Below are 17,452 nucleotides of genomic sequence, written 5' to 3'. Positions count from 1 at the left end.
ACCGGGTTAGTGGATATTTCCCAGCAGCCTGATGCGCGCCAGCACCTGGCCATGGTCGGATGCATGCGGCAAGCCCAGCAGCAAATGGTCGTTGAGATAACCCACTTCCTGCACCACGCCGATGGCGCGCGGCGAGGCGGCGTGGAAATGTTCGGACACAAGGATGTGGTCGATCGTCATGTAGGTGCTGTCGTGGATATTCGTGTAGCCCACGTGGCGCAGGGCATCCTGGCGTAGCTGGATGGCATTGGCGTCGTACAGGCGCGCGCGCATTTCCGGCATGTCGCCATGTGGTTCGCACGGCCCGCCCGCCCCCATGACGATGGCCGTGGTGACGGCATTGGCGATGTCGTTGAAGTCGCCCAGCACGATGCGGGGGCGGCCGCTGTGGCCCAGTTCGCTTGCCAGCACGCGCAGGGCCACGGCTTCCGCGCCGCGCCGCTGCAGCGAGCGCAGGTTGGCCAGCGCGTAGGCGATGGCATCGCTGCCGTCGCCATGGCGGTAGTCGGGCCGGCGTGATTTCAAATGCACGACGACCACGTCCGTGAGTTGTCCGCCAGGCAAGATGACCTGGACGTGCAGGGGCGCGCGGGCGAAGCGGCAGGCATTGTCATCCAGGACATGGCTGTCGGCAGGCACGCTCACGCCGGCAGGGAAATTCGCCCAGGCAACACCAGCGCCGGCCAGCGGCAGGCGCGACACCAGCGCCACCGTGGGCAATATGCGTCCGGCGGCATCCATCGCATCGTAGCCGGCCAGGGTGGCTTCGCGGTAATGGCGCGTGCGCGACAGTACGTCGCGCAAGGCCGCTTGCGAGAAAATTTCCTGGAAACCGATTACGTCGGCGTCGAGCAGGTCGATCTGCCGCGCCGTCCACTCCGCCTTGGCCGCGTATTGCGCCGGGCTCAACGGTTCCAGGTTGTCATACAATTTCGCCCCGGCGGGGGCCAGGTTGCAGACATTGAATGTGGCAAAGCGGATTTCTTCCTGCATAATTAGCACTCCTCACTGAACGATCAGCGTATCACGCATGGCTAAAAAAGAGCATATTTCCGAGACCCAGGCGACGCAGTTGCTGCGCAAGCATCAAGTTTCCTTCGATGAACACCCGTATCCGTACGAGGAGCACGGCGGCACCAGCGTCTCGGCGCGCGAATTGAACGTGCCCGAGCATGCGGTGATCAAGACCCTGGTGATGCAGGATGAGGCGGCCAAGCCGATGATCGTGCTCATGCATGGCGATTGCAAGGTGTCGACCAAGAACCTGGCGCGCGCCATCGGCTGCAAGTCCGTCGAGCCTTGCAAGCCCGAGGTGGCGCAGCGCCATTCGGGCTACATGATCGGCGGCACCTCGCCGTTCGGCACGAAAAAGGCCATGCCCGTGTACGTGGAGCAATCGATCCTGGCGCTTGAACGCATCTATATCAATGGCGGGCGGCGCGGCTTCCTCGTCTCGCTGGCGCCGCAGGTGCTTGTTGATTTGTTGCAAGCCAAGCCGGTGCAGTGCGCCCTGCAGGATTAATGAAATGGACGACGGGCTGTTACCGGGCATCGGCCATGGTGTATATTCTGCTGCGCCAGCCTCGATGCTGGTGTAATAAACACAATAAAGGGAAGAAATGAATCCAGTAATCACAACCGTGGCAATGACAGTGGCCGCTTACTTGCTCGGCTCGATATCGTTTGCCGTGGTGATGAGCAAGGTCTACGGCATTGCCGATCCGCGCACCTATGGCTCGAAAAATCCGGGCGCCACCAACGTGCTGCGCAGCGGCAACAAGGGCGCCGCCATCATGACCCTGCTGGGCGATGGCGCCAAGGGCTGGCTGGCCGTGTTCCTGGCCGACCATTTTGCCACTGCGCTGGGCGTGGGCGACACGGCCGTGGCCCTGGTGGCCATCGCCGTTTTCCTCGGCCATTTGTGGCCCGTGTTCTTCCGCTTTGTCGGCGGCAAGGGCGTGGCCACGGCCCTCGGTGTGCTGCTGGGCATCAATCCATGGCTGGGCCTGGCGACCCTGGCTACCTGGCTGATCATCGCCTATGCCTTCCGCTATTCCTCGCTGGCAGCGCTGGTGGCGGCCCTGTTCGCGCCGTTTTACTATGGCTTGCTGTTCGGCGTCGATCCCATCTTGCTGTCCGTGATCGTCATGAGCGTGCTGCTGGCTTATCGCCACAGCCAGAACATCGCGAACTTGCTCTCCGGTAAGGAAAGCAAGATCGGCGGCAAGAAGGATGCGGCCAAGGCGACCGTCAAGAAGAAGTAAGCGCTTGATTTCCCGCGGCCCGCACGCATATGCTGTGCTTGCGGCGCCGCGCGGTGCGGCCGCCACCGACTCGCGCAAAGGCTGCCCCCCATGAGTTCCACTCCCGCCACACCCACCCCCATCCGTATCGATTTCGTGTCCGACGTTTCCTGCCCATGGTGCGTGGTGGGCCTGAAATCGCTGGAGCAGGCGCTGGACAAGCTGCAAGACACCGTCCAGGCCGACATCCACTTCCAGCCTTTCGAGTTGAACGCCAATATGCCGCCCGAAGGCGAGGATATCGGCGAACACATTGCCCGCAAATATGGTTCCACCCCGGAACAGATGGCGCAGTCGCGCGAAGCTATCCGCGCGCGCGGCGAGCAGCTGGGTTTTACCTTTGCCATGGACAAGCGCGGCCGCATCTACAACACCTTCGATGCGCACCGTTTGCTGCACTGGGCCGGGCTGGAAGGGCGTCAGAAGCAACTCAAGATGGCGCTGTTCGATGCCTATTTCACGCAGGGACAGGATCCATCCTCGCATGCGGTGCTGCTGGCCGTGGCCGGCAAGGTGGGATTGGACACCGTCAAGGCGGCCGAGGTGCTGGCATCAAACGCCTACGCGGACGAGGTGCGCGCGCAGGAACAGTTCTACCAGCAGAACGGTATCAACTCGGTGCCTGCCGTCATCATCAACGAGCGCCACCTGATTTCCGGGGGCCAGCCGCCTGAAGTGTTCGAGCAAGCCTTGCGCCAGATCATCGCCGGCGCTTGAGCGGGGCGCCAATGGCGCGCGCCATGGCAGACTTTTTGCGCTACACTCGGCGCAGAAGGAGGATAGTCAAATGCCAACAGCCAGCTGGAATGGCGCTGTCATCGCGCAAGCCACCGATGCGCAGGTGCAAGTCGTTGAAAACAATGTATATTTTCCTTTATCGTCGGTGACGCAGGAATACCTGCGTCCCAGCAGCCACACGAGCATCTGCCCGTGGAAGGGCACGGCCAGCTATTACGACCTCGTCGTCGATGGCCAGACGAATGCCAACGCGGCCTGGTATTACCCCCAGCCCAAGGATGCCGCCAAGCAAATTGCCGGCCACGTCGCCTTCTGGCGCGGCGTGAGCGTCGAGCGCTGACCTGACTCCCCCAATTTCCTGACAAAGAAAGCAGACGATGGATTTACGCCTCGCCGTGTACCAACTCGCCTCGGACCATGCGCTCGATGCCCTACAAACCCGGCAGTTGCAGGAAGTGGCCGGCTTCCAGCGCGAACCCGCGCGCCTGGCCTACTGGCTGCCGCGCGGCGTGGCCGTGCTGGGCGCCGCACTGCTGGGCATGGGCTTGATCTGCTGGGTCGCCGCCAACTGGGAAGCGCTGGGCCGCATGGGCCGCTTTGCTCTGCTGCAAGGGGTGCTGGCCGCCGCCTGCGTGGGCGCCTTCGCCGTGCCCAAGGCGCGCGTGCCCTTGCTGCTGCTGGCTTTGCTGGCCATCGGCGGCCTGTTTGCGTATTTCGGCCAGACGTACCAGACGGGCGCCGACCCGTGGCAGCTGTTCGCCCTGTGGGCCGTGCTGGCCTTGCCCCTGTGCCTGGTCGCCCGCAGCGACGTGCTGTGGACGCCATGGATGCTGATACTGTCGACGGCTGCCACCCTGTGGATGCAGGCGCAGGCGCGCCACAGCTGGCGCATCGATTCGGCCGATCTGTCCATTTTCGTCAGCGGCTGGCTGGCCGTGCTGCTTGCCTGTGCGTTTGTCTCGCCCCTGCTGGCGCGCTGGACGGGCGCGGGCAGCTGGGCCTTGCGCCTGGGCCTGGTACTGGCCACCATCCTCATCACGGGCACGGGCGTCAGCGCCCTGTTCGGCAATGATATCGAATCGCCGTACTGGGCGGGACTGGGCTTGCTGGCCGTCGCCGGCGTCCTGCTGGCCACCGGCCGGTTCTTTGATGTGTTCGGCCTGAGCGCCGTCGCGCTCGGTATCAACACCTTGCTGGTGGGAGGGCTGACGCACGTGCTGTTCAACGGCCATGGCGATGGCGTCGGCGCGCTGGCCATGCTGGGCTTGCTGGCCGCCGTGCTGCTGGCGCTGACCGTGCAGGGCATCCTGTGGCGCACGCGCCGGGAGGCGGCATGAACACTATCCATGGTCAACGAGCCGATGCGCTCGCCACCCTGATCGACGACGCCACGCGCGCCGGCCTGCTGCCGCCCAACGCCACCCGTCCCGTGCAGGATGTACGGCCGTGGCCGCTGGTGCTGATGACGGCCTTCGGCGCCTGGCTGGCCGCCATTCCCCTGATGATTGCGCTGGGCGTGGGCCTGGAAAGCGTCGTGCGCCACGGACCCGGCGCGTATGTCGTCGCCGCCATCGTACTGGTGGCGGCCGTGCTGCTGATCCGCACGCGCGGCGTGGCGCTGTTCGTCGAACAGCTGGCCGTGCCATGCCTGCTGGTAGGCGGCGGCTTGCTCGGTTATGCCCTGTACCGCGACTATTCCACGCAGACGGCGTCGCTGCTGCTGTGCCTCGCATGCCTGGTGGTGGCCGCCGCCTTGCCGCGCGACTGGCTGCGGGTGCTGCTGGGGCTGGTCGCCTGCGGCTTGCTGGGGCTGGGCATCGTCGATAGCACGCGCGACTTTATTTTCGAAAACGACCCCACGCAACTGTATCTGGCCTGGATGCTGGCCCTGGCCCTCTGGCTGGGCGCCCACTGGCTGCAGAAGCAAGCCTTCAACGATGGCCGCGGCGCGTCCGTCGCCGCCTTCCTGGAATCGCTGTCGACGGGGTGGGTCCTGGCAATCTTGCTGGGACTGGTCTTCTGGTCCGGCATGACCTTCATGCTGGGCGGCGCCTTGGGCGGTGGTTTTGCCGGCGAAGTGGCGCGCGAAGTGACCCGTCACCAGGCCGGCGCCTGGTATGCGCAAGCCTTGAACGGGGTGTCGCTCGTGCTGGCCATGGCGGCTGCCGCCTGGACGGGATGGCGCTGGCCGGCGTTGCGCCAGTTGCCCGCCATCGGCGTGGCGCTGGTGCTGGTCGTGCTGTCCTGGTTCATGCCGGCGCTGGGGCCCGTGCTGCTGATCCTCGCGTATTGCCTGACGAGCGGGCGCTCCCGCGTGGCCGTGGCGGCCGGGCTGGCCGCCGCATGGATACTCGGTAGCTTTTATTACCAGCTGACCTGGCCGCTGGCCAGCAAGGCGGCGCTGCTGGCCGTGGCCGGCGCCGTGCTGTGTGCCCTGTCGTGGCTGGCCATGCGCGGCGCCGTGCTGCACCTGGTGGAAAGCAAACCGGCGGGCGTGGCCACCGAACACCGCGCCGCGCGCCTGGGCGTGCTGGGCGGCTTGCTGCTGGTGTTGCTGGTCGCTAATGGCGGCATCTGGCAAAAAGAGCAGCTGATTGCCAAAGGACAAGCGATCTTCGTGGCGCTGGAACCCGTCGATCCCCGCTCGCTGATGCAGGGCGACTACATGCGCCTCAATTTCGTCAACCTTGGCGTCTTGAGCACGCTGGCCAGCGTGGACCGGGCGCCTGGCCGGCCCCTCGTCGTGGCCACGCGCGATGCGCGCGGCGTGGCAGAACTGCTGCGCCCGTACACCAGGGAAGCCCTTGCGCCCGGCGAATTCCTGCTCGAGCTGACGCCGAAGGATGGGAACTGGGTGCTGGTCAGCGATGCCTGGTTCTTCAAGGAAGGCGAGGCGGCGCGCTGGGAAAAAGCCCGTTATGGCGAGTTCCGCGTGATGCCGGACGGGCGCGCCTTGCTGGTCGGCATGCGCGGGCCGGAGCTGGAAAAGCTGTAGCGCACGCGCACGCGCACGCGGGGGCGGGCGTCCTGTAAAATTGCCCGATGGATAATATTACGCATTCGGTCATCGGCCTCGGGGTCGGCGAACTGGTACACCGCAGCCTGCCGCCCGAGCCGCAGGCCCCCGCCCAGCGCACCCGGCGCGCGCTGTTTCTCTTTACGGCCTGGTTTGCCAGCAACGCGCCGGACCTGGACCTGGTGCTGACCAAGCTGCTGCCGCGCCCGTTCGGCTACATGCTGCACCACCGGGGCCACACGCATACCTTGCTGCTGGCCTTGCCCCAGGCGCTGCTGTTGCTGGCCCTGTTGTGGCTGCTATGGCCCGGTGCGCGCCGGTTGCTGAAAAGCAGCGTGCCCGCCCGCATCGGCCTGGCGGCTTGCCTGTTGCTGGGATTCTGCTTGCACATGGGCATGGATTTCCTCAATTCCTATGGCTTGCACCCGTTTTACCCGTTTGACAGCCGCTGGCTGTATGGCGACATGGTCTTCATTGTCGAGCCCATGTTCTGGGTACTGCTGGGCGTGCCCGTGATCATGTCCTTGCACTACGGCATCGTCAAAAGCGTGCTGCTGGCGGGACTGGCGGCGGCCTTGTGTTTCTTCACCTATAAAACCTACCTGGCGCCCGCTTCGCTGGCCATGCTGCTGGGGCTGGGCGTGATCCTGGCCGTGCTGCAAGGACGGGCCGGCGAGCGGGGACGCGGACCGTTGCTGCTGGCCTTCGCGCTGGCCGCCACGTTCATCGGCACGCAGGGCGTGGCCTCGGCCCTCGGCCGCGCGCGCATCGAGGCGGCCGTGCAGCGCCTGGACCCTGGCACGCGCGTGTGGGATGTGGCGATGACGGCGTTTCCCAGCAACCCGCTGTGCTGGATCTATGTCTCGCTCGACAGCAAAACGGACGCCAAGGCGGACGCGTACACCTTGCGGCGCGGCACGCTGAGCCTGCTGCCGGAGTCGCTGGCGCCCGCCGCCTGCCCGGCGGGACTGGCCGAGACGGGCAAGCGGGGACAGCAACTGGCGCCCGGCATCGCCGTGTCCGCGCAAGCGGCGGGCAGCCTGGCCACCTTGCGCGCTTTGCAGGAAGACAATTGCTATGTCGACGCGTGGTTCCGCTTTGCCCGCATGCCCAGGTTGAATGCGGACAAGCTGACGGACGTGCGTTTCAATCCCGGCATGCTGCCCAATTTCACCACGGTCGAATTGCAGCAGTTCCGTGGCCGGCCATGCCCCGCCTACGTGCCGGGCTGGGACCGCCCCCGTGCCGACATGCTGGCGCCGCCGAAAGCGGATGGCAAGTAGCGGTTATGTTGCCTTGTGGAAAAAATATCGCGGATGCGCCTGCTGTGCCCTTGCTCAGCATGCGACAATTGTAAATTCAGCATGAATGCCATTCAATTAGGATTATCTTGGAAGAGCAACACGCCTTACCGTATCTGCGGGAAACCCTGCTGTTTCTCGCCCTGGCCGGGATTTTTATTCCGCTATTGCAACGCCTGAAGGTCAACCAGGTCCTCGGCTTCCTGGCCGTCGGTGCCCTGTTCGGCCCGTTTGGCTTCGGCCTGTGGGCCGGCGAGTTCACGTGGCTGACGTATTTCTCGTTTGTCCGCGCCGAGCAGGTCAGCGGCCTGGCCGAGCTGGGCGTGATGTTTTTGATGTTCATGATCGGCCTGGAACTGTCGACGGAACGGCTGTGGGCGCTGCGGCGCTGGGTATTTGGCGCGGGCGTGGGGCAAGTGGCGGTCAGCGCCTGCCTGATCGGCGGCGTGGCGTATTACTTTGGCCTGTCGCTGGAAGCGTCCATCGTGCTGGGCCTGGTGCTGTCGCTGTCGTCCACTGCCGTGGTGATGCAGTTGCTGACCGACCAGCGCTCGCTGCAGACGCCGGCCGGCCAGGCGGGGTTTTCCATTTTGATGTTCCAGGATCTGATGGTGGTGCCGCTGTTCATCCTGATCGACGTGTTCGCCAGCGGGCGCAGCGACGACCTCGCGTATCTGCTCAGCTTTGCGGCCGTGAAATCGGCCGGCGCCATCCTGCTGATCTATCTGCTGGGCCGCCGCGTGATCCGTCCGCTGTTCCAGTTTTTCGTCAAGAAACGCCAGCCCGACGTGTTCATGGCCTTGACCCTGCTCAGCACCCTGGGCATCGCGGGATTGACGTATCTGGCGGGCCTGTCGATGGCGCTGGGCGCCTTGCTGGCCGGTTTGCTGCTGGCGGAGACGGAATTTCGCCACGAAGTGGAAGTGACGATCGAGCCCTTCAAGGGCTTGTTGATGGGTTTGTTCTTCATGTCGGTGGGCATGCAGATCGACGTGCGCGAAATCCTCAAGTCGCCGATCTTGATTCCGCTGGCCGTGCTGAGCCTGTTTGCCTTGAAAACCCTCGTCATCAGCGTGATTTTCCGCATCGGCGGCTTTCACTGGGGGCGCGCCGTGGAAACGGGCGTGCTGCTGGGCCAGGGCGGCGAATTCGCCTTCATCGTCGTCGCGTATGCGCTCGGTACCAAGCTGATCGGACCGCAGGTGGCGCAGTTCGTCATGCTGGTGGTGGGCCTGAGCCTGTTCGCCACGCCGGCGCTGGCCAAGGCGGCGCGCGCCTTTGGCAACTGGTGGGAACAGCGCCACCACCATCAGCTGGCCGACCTGGCGCACGGCGCGCTGCCGCCGCAGGGCAACACCGTCATCATCGCCGGCTTCGGCCGGGTGGGGCAGTTGCTGGCCAAGGTGCTGACGGAGCAGGATATCGCGTATGTGGCGATTGAAAACGATGCGCGCCTGGTGACGACCCTGCATCCGCGCGGTTTCCCCGTGTATTTCGGCGATGCGTCGCGCGCGGAATTGTTGCAAAAGGTGAATGCGGACCGTGCCGCCGCCGTGGTGCTGACCATGGACCATGCGGCGTCCGTGCTGCACGCCGTGAAATCGATCCGCCGCGAATATCCGCAGCTGCCCGTGTATGCGCGGGCCCGCGATGAGGCGCATGCCGTGGCCTTGATACAGGCGGGCGCTACCCTGGTCGTGCCCGAGGCGCTGGAATCGGCACTGCAGCTGACGGCCACCGTGCTGCACACGGTGGGCATCTCGGAAGCGCGCACGACGGACATCGTGCAGGCCGAGCGCGACCGGCGCAATGCCGTGCTGCTGGCGAAAAAGTTGTCGTAGTGTTGTTGTAGTGAAACCTGTAGCCCAACCGTGCGTGTCGCCGTGCTTTGTCAATTATCTATACAATAATAGTATATGAGCACACTACCCACATGAAAGCCGCGACGAAGAGCGGCGCGGCGCCCCTGACGCCGCAGCAACTGGCGGCGCAGGAAACGCAGCAGAAATATGGCAAGCCCGAGCGGGGCTGGCGCGAGCAGGTGTACACCGTCATTTTCGAGGCGGAAACGCGCACGGGCCGCGCCTTCGACCTGCTGCTGATCGCCGCCATCCTGATCAGCGTGACGGTGGTCGTGCTCAGCAGTGTCGCCTCCGTGGCGCAGCGTTATGGCACCTGGCTGACGGCGCTGGAATGGTTTTTCACCATTTTATTTACCATCGAATATTTCGCCCGCCTGTCGTGCCTGCAGCATCCTGTGCGCTACGCCAAGAGTTTTTTCGGCATTATCGACTTGCTGGCCATCGTGCCGACCTACATCGGCTTGCTGCTGCCGGGCGCGCACGTGCTGATCGACGTGCGCATTTTGCGCCTGCTGCGCATGTTCCGTATCCTCAAGCTCACGTCGTATGTGCATGAATACACGGTGCTGGGACGGGCCTTGCTGGCCAGCCGGCGCAAAATTCTCATTTTCTTGTCTTTTGTCATGATGGTGGTCTTTCTGCTGGGTACTGTGATGTACGTCGTGGAAGGGCCGGAAAACGGTTTCAGCAGTATCCCCACGTCGATATACTGGGCCATCAGCACCATGACCACGGTCGGTTTCGGCGATATCACGCCGCGCACCGACATCGGGCGCACCATCGCTTCGCTGATGATGTTGCTCGGCTGGGGCATCCTGGCAGTGCCTACCGGCATTATCAGCGCGGAAATGACGGTACAGCGCAGTTCCAAGCTGGTGACCACGCGTACCTGCCCCACGTGCCTGAAAGAAGGGCTCGATGACGATGCCAATTTCTGCAAGAACTGCGGCGTCGATTTGCCGCCGCTGGCACGCGATTAGCGCATAGACCATACATCAACCGTATTTACTTTACTTTTTTAAGGCCAACATGATTCCAGTTCGCCTGATCGCGACGGGCAAGGCCGTGCCGTCGCATAGCGTGACTTCCGCCAGTCTGGACCTGACATTGGGGCATCCGGACGGCTATACCCTGCGCAAGAGCGGCGTGCTGTCGCGCTTTGTCGCCGCGCCCGATGAATCGCAAAGCCAGCTGGGCGCCGCCGCCCTGCTCGACGCGCTGAAGAACGCCAGCCTGCGTCCGGCCGACATCGACCTGCTGATCTGCGCCAACGGCGTGCCCGAGCAGGCGTTGCCGAATACGGCCTGCTTCGTTGCCGAACATGCGGGATTGCCACCAGGCACGCAAAGCTTCGACGTCAACGCCAGCTGCCTCAGTTTCATGGCCGCCTTCCGCGTGGCCGCGTCCATGCTGGCCGGCGGCGCCTACCGCCGTATCGCCATCGTTTCGTCCGACCTCGCCTCGCGCGGCGTCGACTGGAGCGAGCCGGAAGCGTCGATGATCTTTGGCGACGGCGCCGCCGCCGTCATCGTCGAGCGGGGCGATGGCAGCGCCGGCATCCGCGCCTACAAGATGGGCACGTATCCGGAAGGGCGGCGCTACTGTGAAATCCGCGGCGGCGGCACCGAGCGCAACCCGCGCAATGGCTGCGAACCGGGCGATTATCTGTTCCGCATGGATGGAAAGGCCGTGTTCCGCCTGGCCGTCAAGGTGATGCCGGATTTCCTGGCGGAACTAATGCTGGAATCGGGCGCGGGACTGGATAGAGTCGACGTGGTCGTGCCGCACCAGGCCAGCCCATTGGGGCTCGCGCATGCGGCGCGCATCCTTGACGTTCCCGATGCTAAAATCATCAAGATCTTTGAAACGCACGGCAACCAGGTGGCCGCGTCCTTGCCTACCGCCCTGCACGAGGCGGTAATGACGGGGCGGGCCGTGGCAGGCCAGCGTTTGCTGATGATGGGCACGGCCGCAGGCCTGACCATCGGCGGCATGATTCTTGACCTGTGAAGGTGGTGTGATGAGGCGGATACTGGTCACGGGAGCGACGGGCGGGTTGGGGCGCAATGCCGTGCGCACCCTGCTGGCGCAGGGCGTGGAAGTGCGCGCCACGGGCCGCAACGCCGCCGTGGGCCGCGAACTGGAACGCATGGGCGCGCAATTCGTGGCGCTCGACCTGGCGCAAGCATCGCCGCGCCAGGTCGACGAGCTGGTGCGCGGCATGGACACCGTCTGGCACTGCGCCGCGCTGTCGTCGCCATGGGGCCCCGAGCGCGATTTCATCGCAGCCAACGTCACGGCCACGGCCCAGCTGCTGCGCGCGGCCGCCAGCCTGCACGTGGCGCGCTTCGTGCACATCTCCACGCCGGCCATCTATTTCGATTACCGCAACCGCTACGAGGTGCCGGAAACCTTCCGCCCCGACGCCTTTGTCAACGCCTACGCGCGCAGCAAGGCGATGGCGGAAAAACTGGTGCAGGACTGCGTCGACCGCCACCGCGGCATGACGTGCGTGATCCTGCGCCCGCGCGCCATCTTCGGCCCGCACGACCAGGTCCTGATTCCGCGCCTGGCGAGGGTACTGGAACAGCGCGGCGGCAAGCTGCCGCTGCCCAATGGCGGCGCGGCCACCATCGACATCACCTATGTCGACAATGTCGTGCATGCGATGTGGCTGGCCACCGTGCACAAGACCATCGCTTCCGGCGCCGCCTTCAACATCACGAATGGTGAGCCGGCGCGCTTGTGCGACATTTTGCGCACCCTGTTCTGCGATCATTTGCAGCAGCCGTTCGAGATCGTCAGCGTGCCGTACCGCGTGCTGGCGCTGGTGGCGCGCCTGATGCAGTTTGCCTCGCGCTTTACGCGCCGCGAACCGGCGCTCACGCCCTACAGCATCGGTGCGCTCAGCTTCGACATGACGCTCGACAGCGCCAAGGCGCGCAAGGTGCTCGGCTACCGTCCCATCGTCAGCCTGCAGGACGGCATTGCCCGCACGGCGCAGTGGATGCGCCAGGAAGCGGCGGCGCACAAGGTGGGCAAGGAGCGCAATGGCTAGCATCACCGCGTTTCGCGTCGGCCACTGCACGCATCCTTCGTGCATGGTCTTGAAAGGCAGCGGGCTGGCCAGCCGCTGCTTCCCCTCGCGCGCCTACCTGATAGCGACGCGCGCGGGCCTGTACCTGTGGGACACGGGTTACGCCGAGCACTTCCGCGCCGCCACGTCGAAGGGCGTGTACCGCATGTATGCGTGGGTGACGCCGATTTCCTTCGATGAGAACGAGTCGTTGCAGGGCCAGCTGCGCGCGCATGGCGTATCGCCCGGCGACATCCACACCCTGCTGCTGTCGCACTTCCACGCCGACCATATCGCGGGCCTGCGCGACTTTCCCGGCGCGCGGCTGATGGCCTCCAAAACGGGCTGGGACGCCGTGCGGGGACTGTCCGGCGTGGCCGCCGTGCGCCAGGCCTTCGTGCCCGAGCTGCTGCCAAACGATATAGCCGACCGCCTGGATTTCGTGGAAAGCGTGCCCGAGACGGCCTTGCCGGCCGCCCTGCTGCCATTCACGCACGGGCGCGACGTCAGCGGCACGGGCGAGATCTACATCGTCGACTTGCCCGGCCACGCTATCGGCCATCTGGGCGCCTTCGTGCTGCAGGAGAGCGGCTGGACCTTGCTGGCGTCGGATGCGGCCTGGGTGCCGGAAAGTTTTCAGCAGCTGCGCGGACCGTCCGAACTGTCGTTCCTCATCCAGCACAAGCGCGCGCCGTATTACGCCACCCTGAACCGGCTGCACCAGTTGCACCAGTCGGGCAATGCGCAGATCCGCATCACGCATGAAGACACGGCGGACTATGTTCCTGTGGCGGGCCGCCCGTGAAGCGTCTCTTCTGGCTGTTGCTGTCGTACTGGCGTACGCGCCGCCTGCGCTTTGCGGACCGCGCGCAGCTGCACGCATACCAGCAACGGCAACTGGCCCGTTTCATTGCGGTGCTGTGCGCGCGCAGCGCTTATTTCGCCCCGTACCGAGATCTGCCGCTGGCGCAGTGGCCGACGATGAACAAGGCGCTGATGCTCGAGCATTTCGACGCCATGAATACGCAAGGGGTGACTTTGGCGCAAGCGATGGCGGCAGCCATGGCGGCCGAGCAGAGCCGCGACTTTACGCCGGCCGTCGGCGACATCACGGTAGGCCTGTCGTCCGGTACCTCGTCGCGGCGCGCCGTGTTTACCGTCAGCCCCCGCGAAAAGGCCCAATGGGCGGGCGTGATGCTGGCCAAGGCGCTGCCCGACGGCCTGTTTTCCGGCGAGCGGGTCGCCCTGTTCCTGCGCGCGAACAGCAATCTGTACACGGCCGTGCGCTCGCCGTGGCTGACCTTTGCCTTTTACGATTTGTTCGAACCGTTCGACAGCCTGTGCGGGCAGCTGGCGCAATATCGGCCCTCCGTCATCGTCGCGCCGGCCCAGGTGCTGCGCCAGCTGGCCTTGCGCGTCATCGATGGCAGCCTGGCGCTGGCGCCGAAAAAAGTCATCTCGGTGGCCGAAGTACTGGAAGCGCAGGACCGCGCGCTGATCGTGCAGGCGTTCGGCGCCGTGCATGAAATCTACCAGGCCACCGAGGGTTTTCTCGCCAGCAGCTGCGAGCACGGCGTGCTGCACCTGAACGAAGAGTACGTGCACATCGAGCCGCAGTGGCTGGACGCTGAACAGAGGCGCTTTGTGCCCGTGATTACGGACTTCACGCGTATCACGCAGCCCATCGTGCGCTACCGCCTGGACGACATCCTGATCGCGCGCGCCACGCCATGCCCGTGCGGCCGCGCCACGCGCGCCATCGATGGCATCGAAGGGCGCTGCGACGACATGCTGTTCTTGCCATCTTTGCCATCGGCGAACGGCGGTGCACCCGTCGCGGTGTTTGCCGACGTGCTGACGCGGGCCTTTGCGCAAGTCTTGCCGCCCGACGCCGATTACCGCCTGGTGCAGTCGGGCGACGCATCCCTGCAATTGCATGCAGCGCTCGACGAGGCAGGACTGGCCGCCCTGCGCGCGCACCTGGCAGCGGTGCTGCAGGGCCTCGGCGTGGCCATCGAAGGCCTGGCATGGACGACGAGCGCTGAACTGCCTCCTTTTGATCCCACCATGAAACGGCGCCGCATCCGGCGCCTTGCGACCGCATGAACCTTTCTTCCATGACCGTACGCGGCCGCCTGCTGCATTTGCTGGCCGGCTGGGGCAGCGTCGGCCTCGTGTATTTTTCCAGCGACCTGCTGCAAGGGCAGGGCGTGCTGCTGCCGGAAACGGCCATCGAGCGCGCCATTCCCTATACGGACGTTGCCATCTGGCTGTACCTGTCCTTCTTCATCCTGATCCCCTACGCCTACCTGGCGGCCGATGCGGCGCGGGTGCGCTGGCTGGCGCGCGCCATGGCGCTTTCCGCCGTCATGTGCGGCGTGGTGTTCCTGCTGTATCCGACCACGCTCGCGTATCCGCCCGTAGGTGCAGGCAATGCCTGGAGTACGCAGGCGCTGCGCATGCTGCAGGCGGCGGATTCCACGCAAAACTGCCTGCCGTCGCTGCACGGCGCCCTGACCCTGCTGTGCGTGTGGGCCTTGTGCGACAAGCGCCACCTGCTGCGCTCCGCGCTGGCCGTGGCGCTGGGCCTGGCCATCTGCTACGCCATCATCGCGCTGCGCCGGCACGTGAGCATCGACCTGGCCGCCGGCCTGGCCGTTGGCATCGCTGGCGGCATGCTGGCCAAAATGCAGGTATCCTTGGCTGCCCGCCGCGCCGTTTCCATGAAAACCGCACCATGATGAATCCATTTGCCCTGTCGTTTTTGATCATGCTGGCCTTCGTGCTGGCCGAACTGCTGATCCTGAAATGGGTGCGCAAGACGCCCGTGCCATGGAAGGACGTGATCTTCAACCTCAATTCAGGGCACATCCTGATGTGGGTGTTCCGCGGCGTGGAAGTGGCGGCCTTCGCCCTGCTGCTGCGCCATGTGAACCTGCACATCGTCGACCAGTGGCCCGTGGCGGCGCAATGGGTCTTCGCTTTTTTTGCCTGGGATTTGTGCTTTTACTGGATGCACCGGCTGCATCATAAAATCCCTTTGCTGTGGGCCGTGCACGTGGTGCACCACCAGGGCGAGCATTTCAACCTGTCGCTGGGTGTGCGCAATTCCTGGTATTCGTCGCTGACGAATTTCCCCTTCATCGCCATCCTGGCCGTGCTGGGCGTGCCGCTGGAAATCTTCCTCGTCGTTTCGTCCCTGCATTACACGGTGCAGTTCTATAACCACAATGCGCTGGTGAACAAGTCCGGCATCCTCGATAAATTCATGGTCACGCCCTCGCACCACCGCGTGCACCACGGCACGGACAAACGCTATATCAACCGCAATTTCGGCGGTACTTTGCTGCTGTGGGACAGGCTGTTCGGCAGCTTCCAGCCCGAACTCGAGGGCGTGGAAATGCGCTATGGCGTGAAGGGCATGACACAAACGCATAACCCGCTGCTGGCCAGCAACGGCAAACTGTTCACATGGCTGCGCGCGCGCTTTCCCCACTGGCAGTCGCGCGGCACTTTCCACGTGCCCGAGCTGTTCATCGGTATCGGCGGCGTGATCCTGTTTGGCCTCGTAATTTATTACGTCAATCACGAAGCAGTGCTGGCCGGCGCGCAGCAGGTCATCCTGTTTGTGCTGATCTTTGGCGGCACCCTGGCGTTGGGCGGCCTGTCGGATGCGCGCCGCTGGGGCGCCATCGCCTGGGTCGCCATCGCCCTGGCCATGCCGGCCCTGTATCTGGGCTGGTATGGCGCGCGCGATGCGTGGGGCATGGTCTTCCTGGCTGCGCTGCTGGCGCATGGCCTCGATGGCGCGCGCCGCCTGTGGTGGCCAGCAGCGGCAGGGACGCGCGCGTGACGCAGCCTGTACCTTCGCTGCCGCCGCTGCGCTTCCAGCCCGCCCGCGATTCCGCCTTCCGCCGCGAATTGCGCGCGCGCGCCGACGCCTATCTGGCGGACAAAGGAAAACACCGCTTCGGCGATTGGCGCCTGCATGCGAAAACCGTGTTCCTGGCCGCGCTGACGGTGGGGCTGTATGCGCTGGCCTTGAATGCCGGCGGCACCTGGCCGTTTGTCGCCAGCTATGTGGCTTGCCTGGTCGCGGCCATGGCGCTGGCCATGAATACCCTGCACGACGCGGCCCACAGCGCCATCTTCCGCCAGGGAGCCTGGAACCGCGTGCTGATCCGCCTGGTGGGCTTGCCCGTGGGCGTGGATACGGATTTCTGGACCATCCGCCACGTGCATTTCCATCACACGTATGCCAACGTGGAGGGCTATGACCTCGACACGGAACCGAATCCGTTTTTGCGCCAGACACCGTTCCAACGCTGGTCGCCGCAGTACCGCTATCAATACCTGTACTGGCCCGTGGTGGCGGCCCTGTCGCTGCCTTATTTGAACTGGTATGGCGACTGGCTGGACCGCTTCGGCAAGACGCCCGTGGCCGCGCACAGCCGGCTGCAGGGCTGGCGCGGTTGGCTGTCGTTCCTGGGCTGGAAGCTGGGCCATGTGGCGCTGGTGCTGGCGCTGCCCATGTGGGTGCTGCAGCAGCACGGCATCGGCTGGGGCGTGGTGCTGGGTGCGTATTTCGTGGGCCAGATGATCGCCTCGTGCGCGCTGGTGGCGCTGATCCTGGGCACGCACTGGGCCGAAGTCGAGTTTTTCCAGCCGGGCGCGGACGGTACGCTGCCGCACGACTGGTACCAGCACACGTTTTACACGTCTTGCGACTGGACGCCGCAGCCGCGCCGCCTGCGCTGGCTCGGTTACTGGCTGGGCGGTTTGAACCTGCACCTGACGCACCACTTGTTCCCCACCTGGAACCACCGCCACTACCCGGCGCTGGCGCGCATCCTGGCCGAACTGGCGCCGCGCCACGGTCTCGTGTACCGCGAACTCGGTTATGGCCAGCTGCACGCTTCGCAGCAGCAATTCCTGCGCGCCATGGGCCAGCCACCCGCCAGCAGGGACCTGTAACGAATCGTGCTTGACTCGGTTTCTGTTCCGTCTTACATTTCTGTAACGACAGAAATAAGAGAAAATCATGAAATCAAGAACGCCTGAGAGAATCGTAGCGAGCGGCAGCGATTTGTGGCCGAGAAGCGCAACTGTGCTTGAGCACAGTGAGCATCGCAGACCGCAAAGCGCGACGCGGAGTA

17 protein-coding genes are annotated in these 17,452 nt (G+C 64.7%); 16 read left to right on the top strand and 1 reads right to left on the bottom strand.

Annotation, left to right across the window (positions count from 1 at the left end; genetic code table 11):
• Nucleotides 1-6: 6 nt before the first annotated feature.
• Nucleotides 7-993, bottom strand: coding sequence for an endonuclease/exonuclease/phosphatase family protein (locus tag U0004_RS25355; RefSeq protein ID WP_070254337.1), 987 nt, complete (start codon nucleotides 991-993; stop codon nucleotides 7-9).
• A 37-nt stretch (nucleotides 994-1,030) separates the two neighbouring features.
• Here U0004_RS25355 and ybaK point away from each other — a divergent pair, with 37 nt between their 5' ends.
• The 16 genes from ybaK to U0004_RS25275 all read left to right on the top strand — a co-directional run bounded on the left by ybaK (nucleotide 1,031) and on the right by U0004_RS25275 (nucleotide 17,270).
• Nucleotides 1,031-1,522 carry a Cys-tRNA(Pro) deacylase gene (gene ybaK, locus U0004_RS25350; protein WP_034779956.1) on the top strand — a complete coding sequence of 164 codons (492 nt, stop codon included), beginning with the start codon at nucleotides 1,031-1,033 and terminating at the stop codon, nucleotides 1,520-1,522.
• A gap of 97 nt (nucleotides 1,523-1,619) precedes the next feature.
• Nucleotides 1,620-2,264 carry a glycerol-3-phosphate 1-O-acyltransferase PlsY gene (gene plsY, locus U0004_RS25345; RefSeq protein ID WP_230520638.1) on the top strand — a complete coding sequence of 215 codons (645 nt, stop codon included), beginning with the start codon at nucleotides 1,620-1,622 and terminating at the stop codon, nucleotides 2,262-2,264.
• Between the two features lie 90 nt (nucleotides 2,265-2,354).
• Nucleotides 2,355-3,020, top strand: coding sequence for a DsbA family oxidoreductase (locus U0004_RS25340; protein ID WP_070254336.1), 666 nt, complete (start codon nucleotides 2,355-2,357; stop codon nucleotides 3,018-3,020).
• Between the two features lie 70 nt (nucleotides 3,021-3,090).
• Nucleotides 3,091-3,381 carry a DUF427 domain-containing protein gene (locus U0004_RS25335; protein ID WP_034779946.1) on the top strand — a complete coding sequence of 97 codons (291 nt, stop codon included), beginning with the start codon at nucleotides 3,091-3,093 and terminating at the stop codon, nucleotides 3,379-3,381.
• A gap of 37 nt (nucleotides 3,382-3,418) precedes the next feature.
• Nucleotides 3,419-4,378: a DUF2157 domain-containing protein gene (locus U0004_RS25330; protein ID WP_070254335.1), complete on the top strand. Its 960-nt coding sequence runs from the start codon at nucleotides 3,419-3,421 to the stop codon at nucleotides 4,376-4,378.
• Nucleotides 4,375-6,036: a GDYXXLXY domain-containing protein gene (locus U0004_RS25325; RefSeq protein ID WP_070254341.1), complete on the top strand. Its 1,662-nt coding sequence runs from the start codon at nucleotides 4,375-4,377 to the stop codon at nucleotides 6,034-6,036. The genes U0004_RS25330 and U0004_RS25325 overlap by 4 nt, the downstream gene beginning before the upstream one ends.
• Before the next feature lie 47 nt (nucleotides 6,037-6,083).
• A complete protein-coding gene (locus U0004_RS25320) occupies nucleotides 6,084-7,340 on the top strand; it encodes a metal-dependent hydrolase (RefSeq protein WP_070254334.1) in 1,257 nt (418 codons plus the stop codon).
• A gap of 107 nt (nucleotides 7,341-7,447) precedes the next feature.
• Nucleotides 7,448-9,199: a cation:proton antiporter domain-containing protein gene (locus U0004_RS25315; RefSeq protein ID WP_070254333.1), complete on the top strand. Its 1,752-nt coding sequence runs from the start codon at nucleotides 7,448-7,450 to the stop codon at nucleotides 9,197-9,199.
• Between the two features lie 92 nt (nucleotides 9,200-9,291).
• Complete coding sequence (locus U0004_RS25310; RefSeq protein WP_070254332.1) at nucleotides 9,292-10,200, top strand: ion transporter; 909 nt, start codon at nucleotides 9,292-9,294, stop codon at nucleotides 10,198-10,200.
• Nucleotides 10,201-10,249: 49 nt separating this feature from the next.
• Nucleotides 10,250-11,230, top strand: a complete 981-nt coding sequence (locus tag U0004_RS25305) for a 3-oxoacyl-[acyl-carrier-protein] synthase III C-terminal domain-containing protein (protein WP_070254331.1) — start codon at nucleotides 10,250-10,252, stop codon at nucleotides 11,228-11,230.
• 10 nt (nucleotides 11,231-11,240) lie between these two features.
• On the top strand, nucleotides 11,241-12,278 hold the full coding sequence (locus tag U0004_RS25300; protein WP_070254330.1) for an NAD-dependent epimerase/dehydratase family protein: 1,038 nt from the start codon (nucleotides 11,241-11,243) through the stop codon (nucleotides 12,276-12,278).
• Nucleotides 12,271-13,101 carry an MBL fold metallo-hydrolase gene (locus U0004_RS25295; protein ID WP_070254329.1) on the top strand — a complete coding sequence of 277 codons (831 nt, stop codon included), beginning with the start codon at nucleotides 12,271-12,273 and terminating at the stop codon, nucleotides 13,099-13,101. Before U0004_RS25300 ends, U0004_RS25295 begins: the two co-directional genes overlap by 8 nt.
• Nucleotides 13,098-14,402 (top strand): F390 synthetase-related protein, encoded by a 1,305-nt coding sequence (locus U0004_RS25290; RefSeq protein ID WP_070254328.1) that lies wholly within the window; start codon nucleotides 13,098-13,100, stop codon nucleotides 14,400-14,402. The genes U0004_RS25295 and U0004_RS25290 overlap by 4 nt, the downstream gene beginning before the upstream one ends.
• On the top strand, nucleotides 14,399-15,037 hold the full coding sequence (locus tag U0004_RS25285; RefSeq protein ID WP_081345486.1) for a phosphatase PAP2 family protein: 639 nt from the start codon (nucleotides 14,399-14,401) through the stop codon (nucleotides 15,035-15,037). The genes U0004_RS25290 and U0004_RS25285 overlap by 4 nt, the downstream gene beginning before the upstream one ends.
• Nucleotides 15,034-16,149 carry a sterol desaturase family protein gene (locus tag U0004_RS25280; RefSeq protein ID WP_081345485.1) on the top strand — a complete coding sequence of 372 codons (1,116 nt, stop codon included), beginning with the start codon at nucleotides 15,034-15,036 and terminating at the stop codon, nucleotides 16,147-16,149. The genes U0004_RS25285 and U0004_RS25280 overlap by 4 nt, the downstream gene beginning before the upstream one ends.
• Nucleotides 16,146-17,270 carry a fatty acid desaturase family protein gene (locus tag U0004_RS25275; protein WP_070254339.1) on the top strand — a complete coding sequence of 375 codons (1,125 nt, stop codon included), beginning with the start codon at nucleotides 16,146-16,148 and terminating at the stop codon, nucleotides 17,268-17,270. The genes U0004_RS25280 and U0004_RS25275 overlap by 4 nt, the downstream gene beginning before the upstream one ends.
• Nucleotides 17,271-17,452: the final 182 nt, after the last annotated feature.

The sequence above is a fragment of the Janthinobacterium lividum genome (assembly GCF_034424625.1).
In the GTDB taxonomy this organism is placed as follows: Bacteria; Pseudomonadota; Gammaproteobacteria; order Burkholderiales; family Burkholderiaceae_D; genus Janthinobacterium; species Janthinobacterium lividum.
Note: the sequence above shows the minus strand (reverse complement) of the source record. Positions and strands in the feature narration are given on the sequence as shown.

What these genes read in the sequence shown, in the direction of transcription:
- U0004_RS25285 (WP_081345486.1), top strand. Translation starts at nt 14,399, where the DNA reads ATGAACCTTTCTTCCATGACCGTACGCGGCCGCCTGCTGCATTTGCTG.
- U0004_RS25340 (WP_070254336.1), top strand. Translation starts at nt 2,355, where the DNA reads ATGAGTTCCACTCCCGCCACACCCACCCCCATCCGTATCGATTTCGTG.
- U0004_RS25305 (WP_070254331.1), top strand. Translation starts at nt 10,250, where the DNA reads ATGATTCCAGTTCGCCTGATCGCGACGGGCAAGGCCGTGCCGTCGCAT.
- U0004_RS25310 (WP_070254332.1), top strand. Translation starts at nt 9,292, where the DNA reads ATGAAAGCCGCGACGAAGAGCGGCGCGGCGCCCCTGACGCCGCAGCAA.
- U0004_RS25280 (WP_081345485.1), top strand. Translation starts at nt 15,034, where the DNA reads ATGATGAATCCATTTGCCCTGTCGTTTTTGATCATGCTGGCCTTCGTG.
- U0004_RS25320 (WP_070254334.1), top strand. Translation starts at nt 6,084, where the DNA reads ATGGATAATATTACGCATTCGGTCATCGGCCTCGGGGTCGGCGAACTG.
- U0004_RS25335 (WP_034779946.1), top strand. Translation starts at nt 3,091, where the DNA reads ATGCCAACAGCCAGCTGGAATGGCGCTGTCATCGCGCAAGCCACCGAT.
- U0004_RS25300 (WP_070254330.1), top strand. Translation starts at nt 11,241, where the DNA reads ATGAGGCGGATACTGGTCACGGGAGCGACGGGCGGGTTGGGGCGCAAT.
- U0004_RS25355 (WP_070254337.1), bottom strand. Translation starts at nt 993, where the DNA reads ATGCAGGAAGAAATCCGCTTTGCCACATTCAATGTCTGCAACCTGGCC.
- ybaK (WP_034779956.1), top strand. Translation starts at nt 1,031, where the DNA reads ATGGCTAAAAAAGAGCATATTTCCGAGACCCAGGCGACGCAGTTGCTG.
- U0004_RS25325 (WP_070254341.1), top strand. Translation starts at nt 4,375, where the DNA reads ATGAACACTATCCATGGTCAACGAGCCGATGCGCTCGCCACCCTGATC.
- plsY (WP_230520638.1), top strand. Translation starts at nt 1,620, where the DNA reads ATGAATCCAGTAATCACAACCGTGGCAATGACAGTGGCCGCTTACTTG.
- U0004_RS25295 (WP_070254329.1), top strand. Translation starts at nt 12,271, where the DNA reads ATGGCTAGCATCACCGCGTTTCGCGTCGGCCACTGCACGCATCCTTCG.
- U0004_RS25330 (WP_070254335.1), top strand. Translation starts at nt 3,419, where the DNA reads ATGGATTTACGCCTCGCCGTGTACCAACTCGCCTCGGACCATGCGCTC.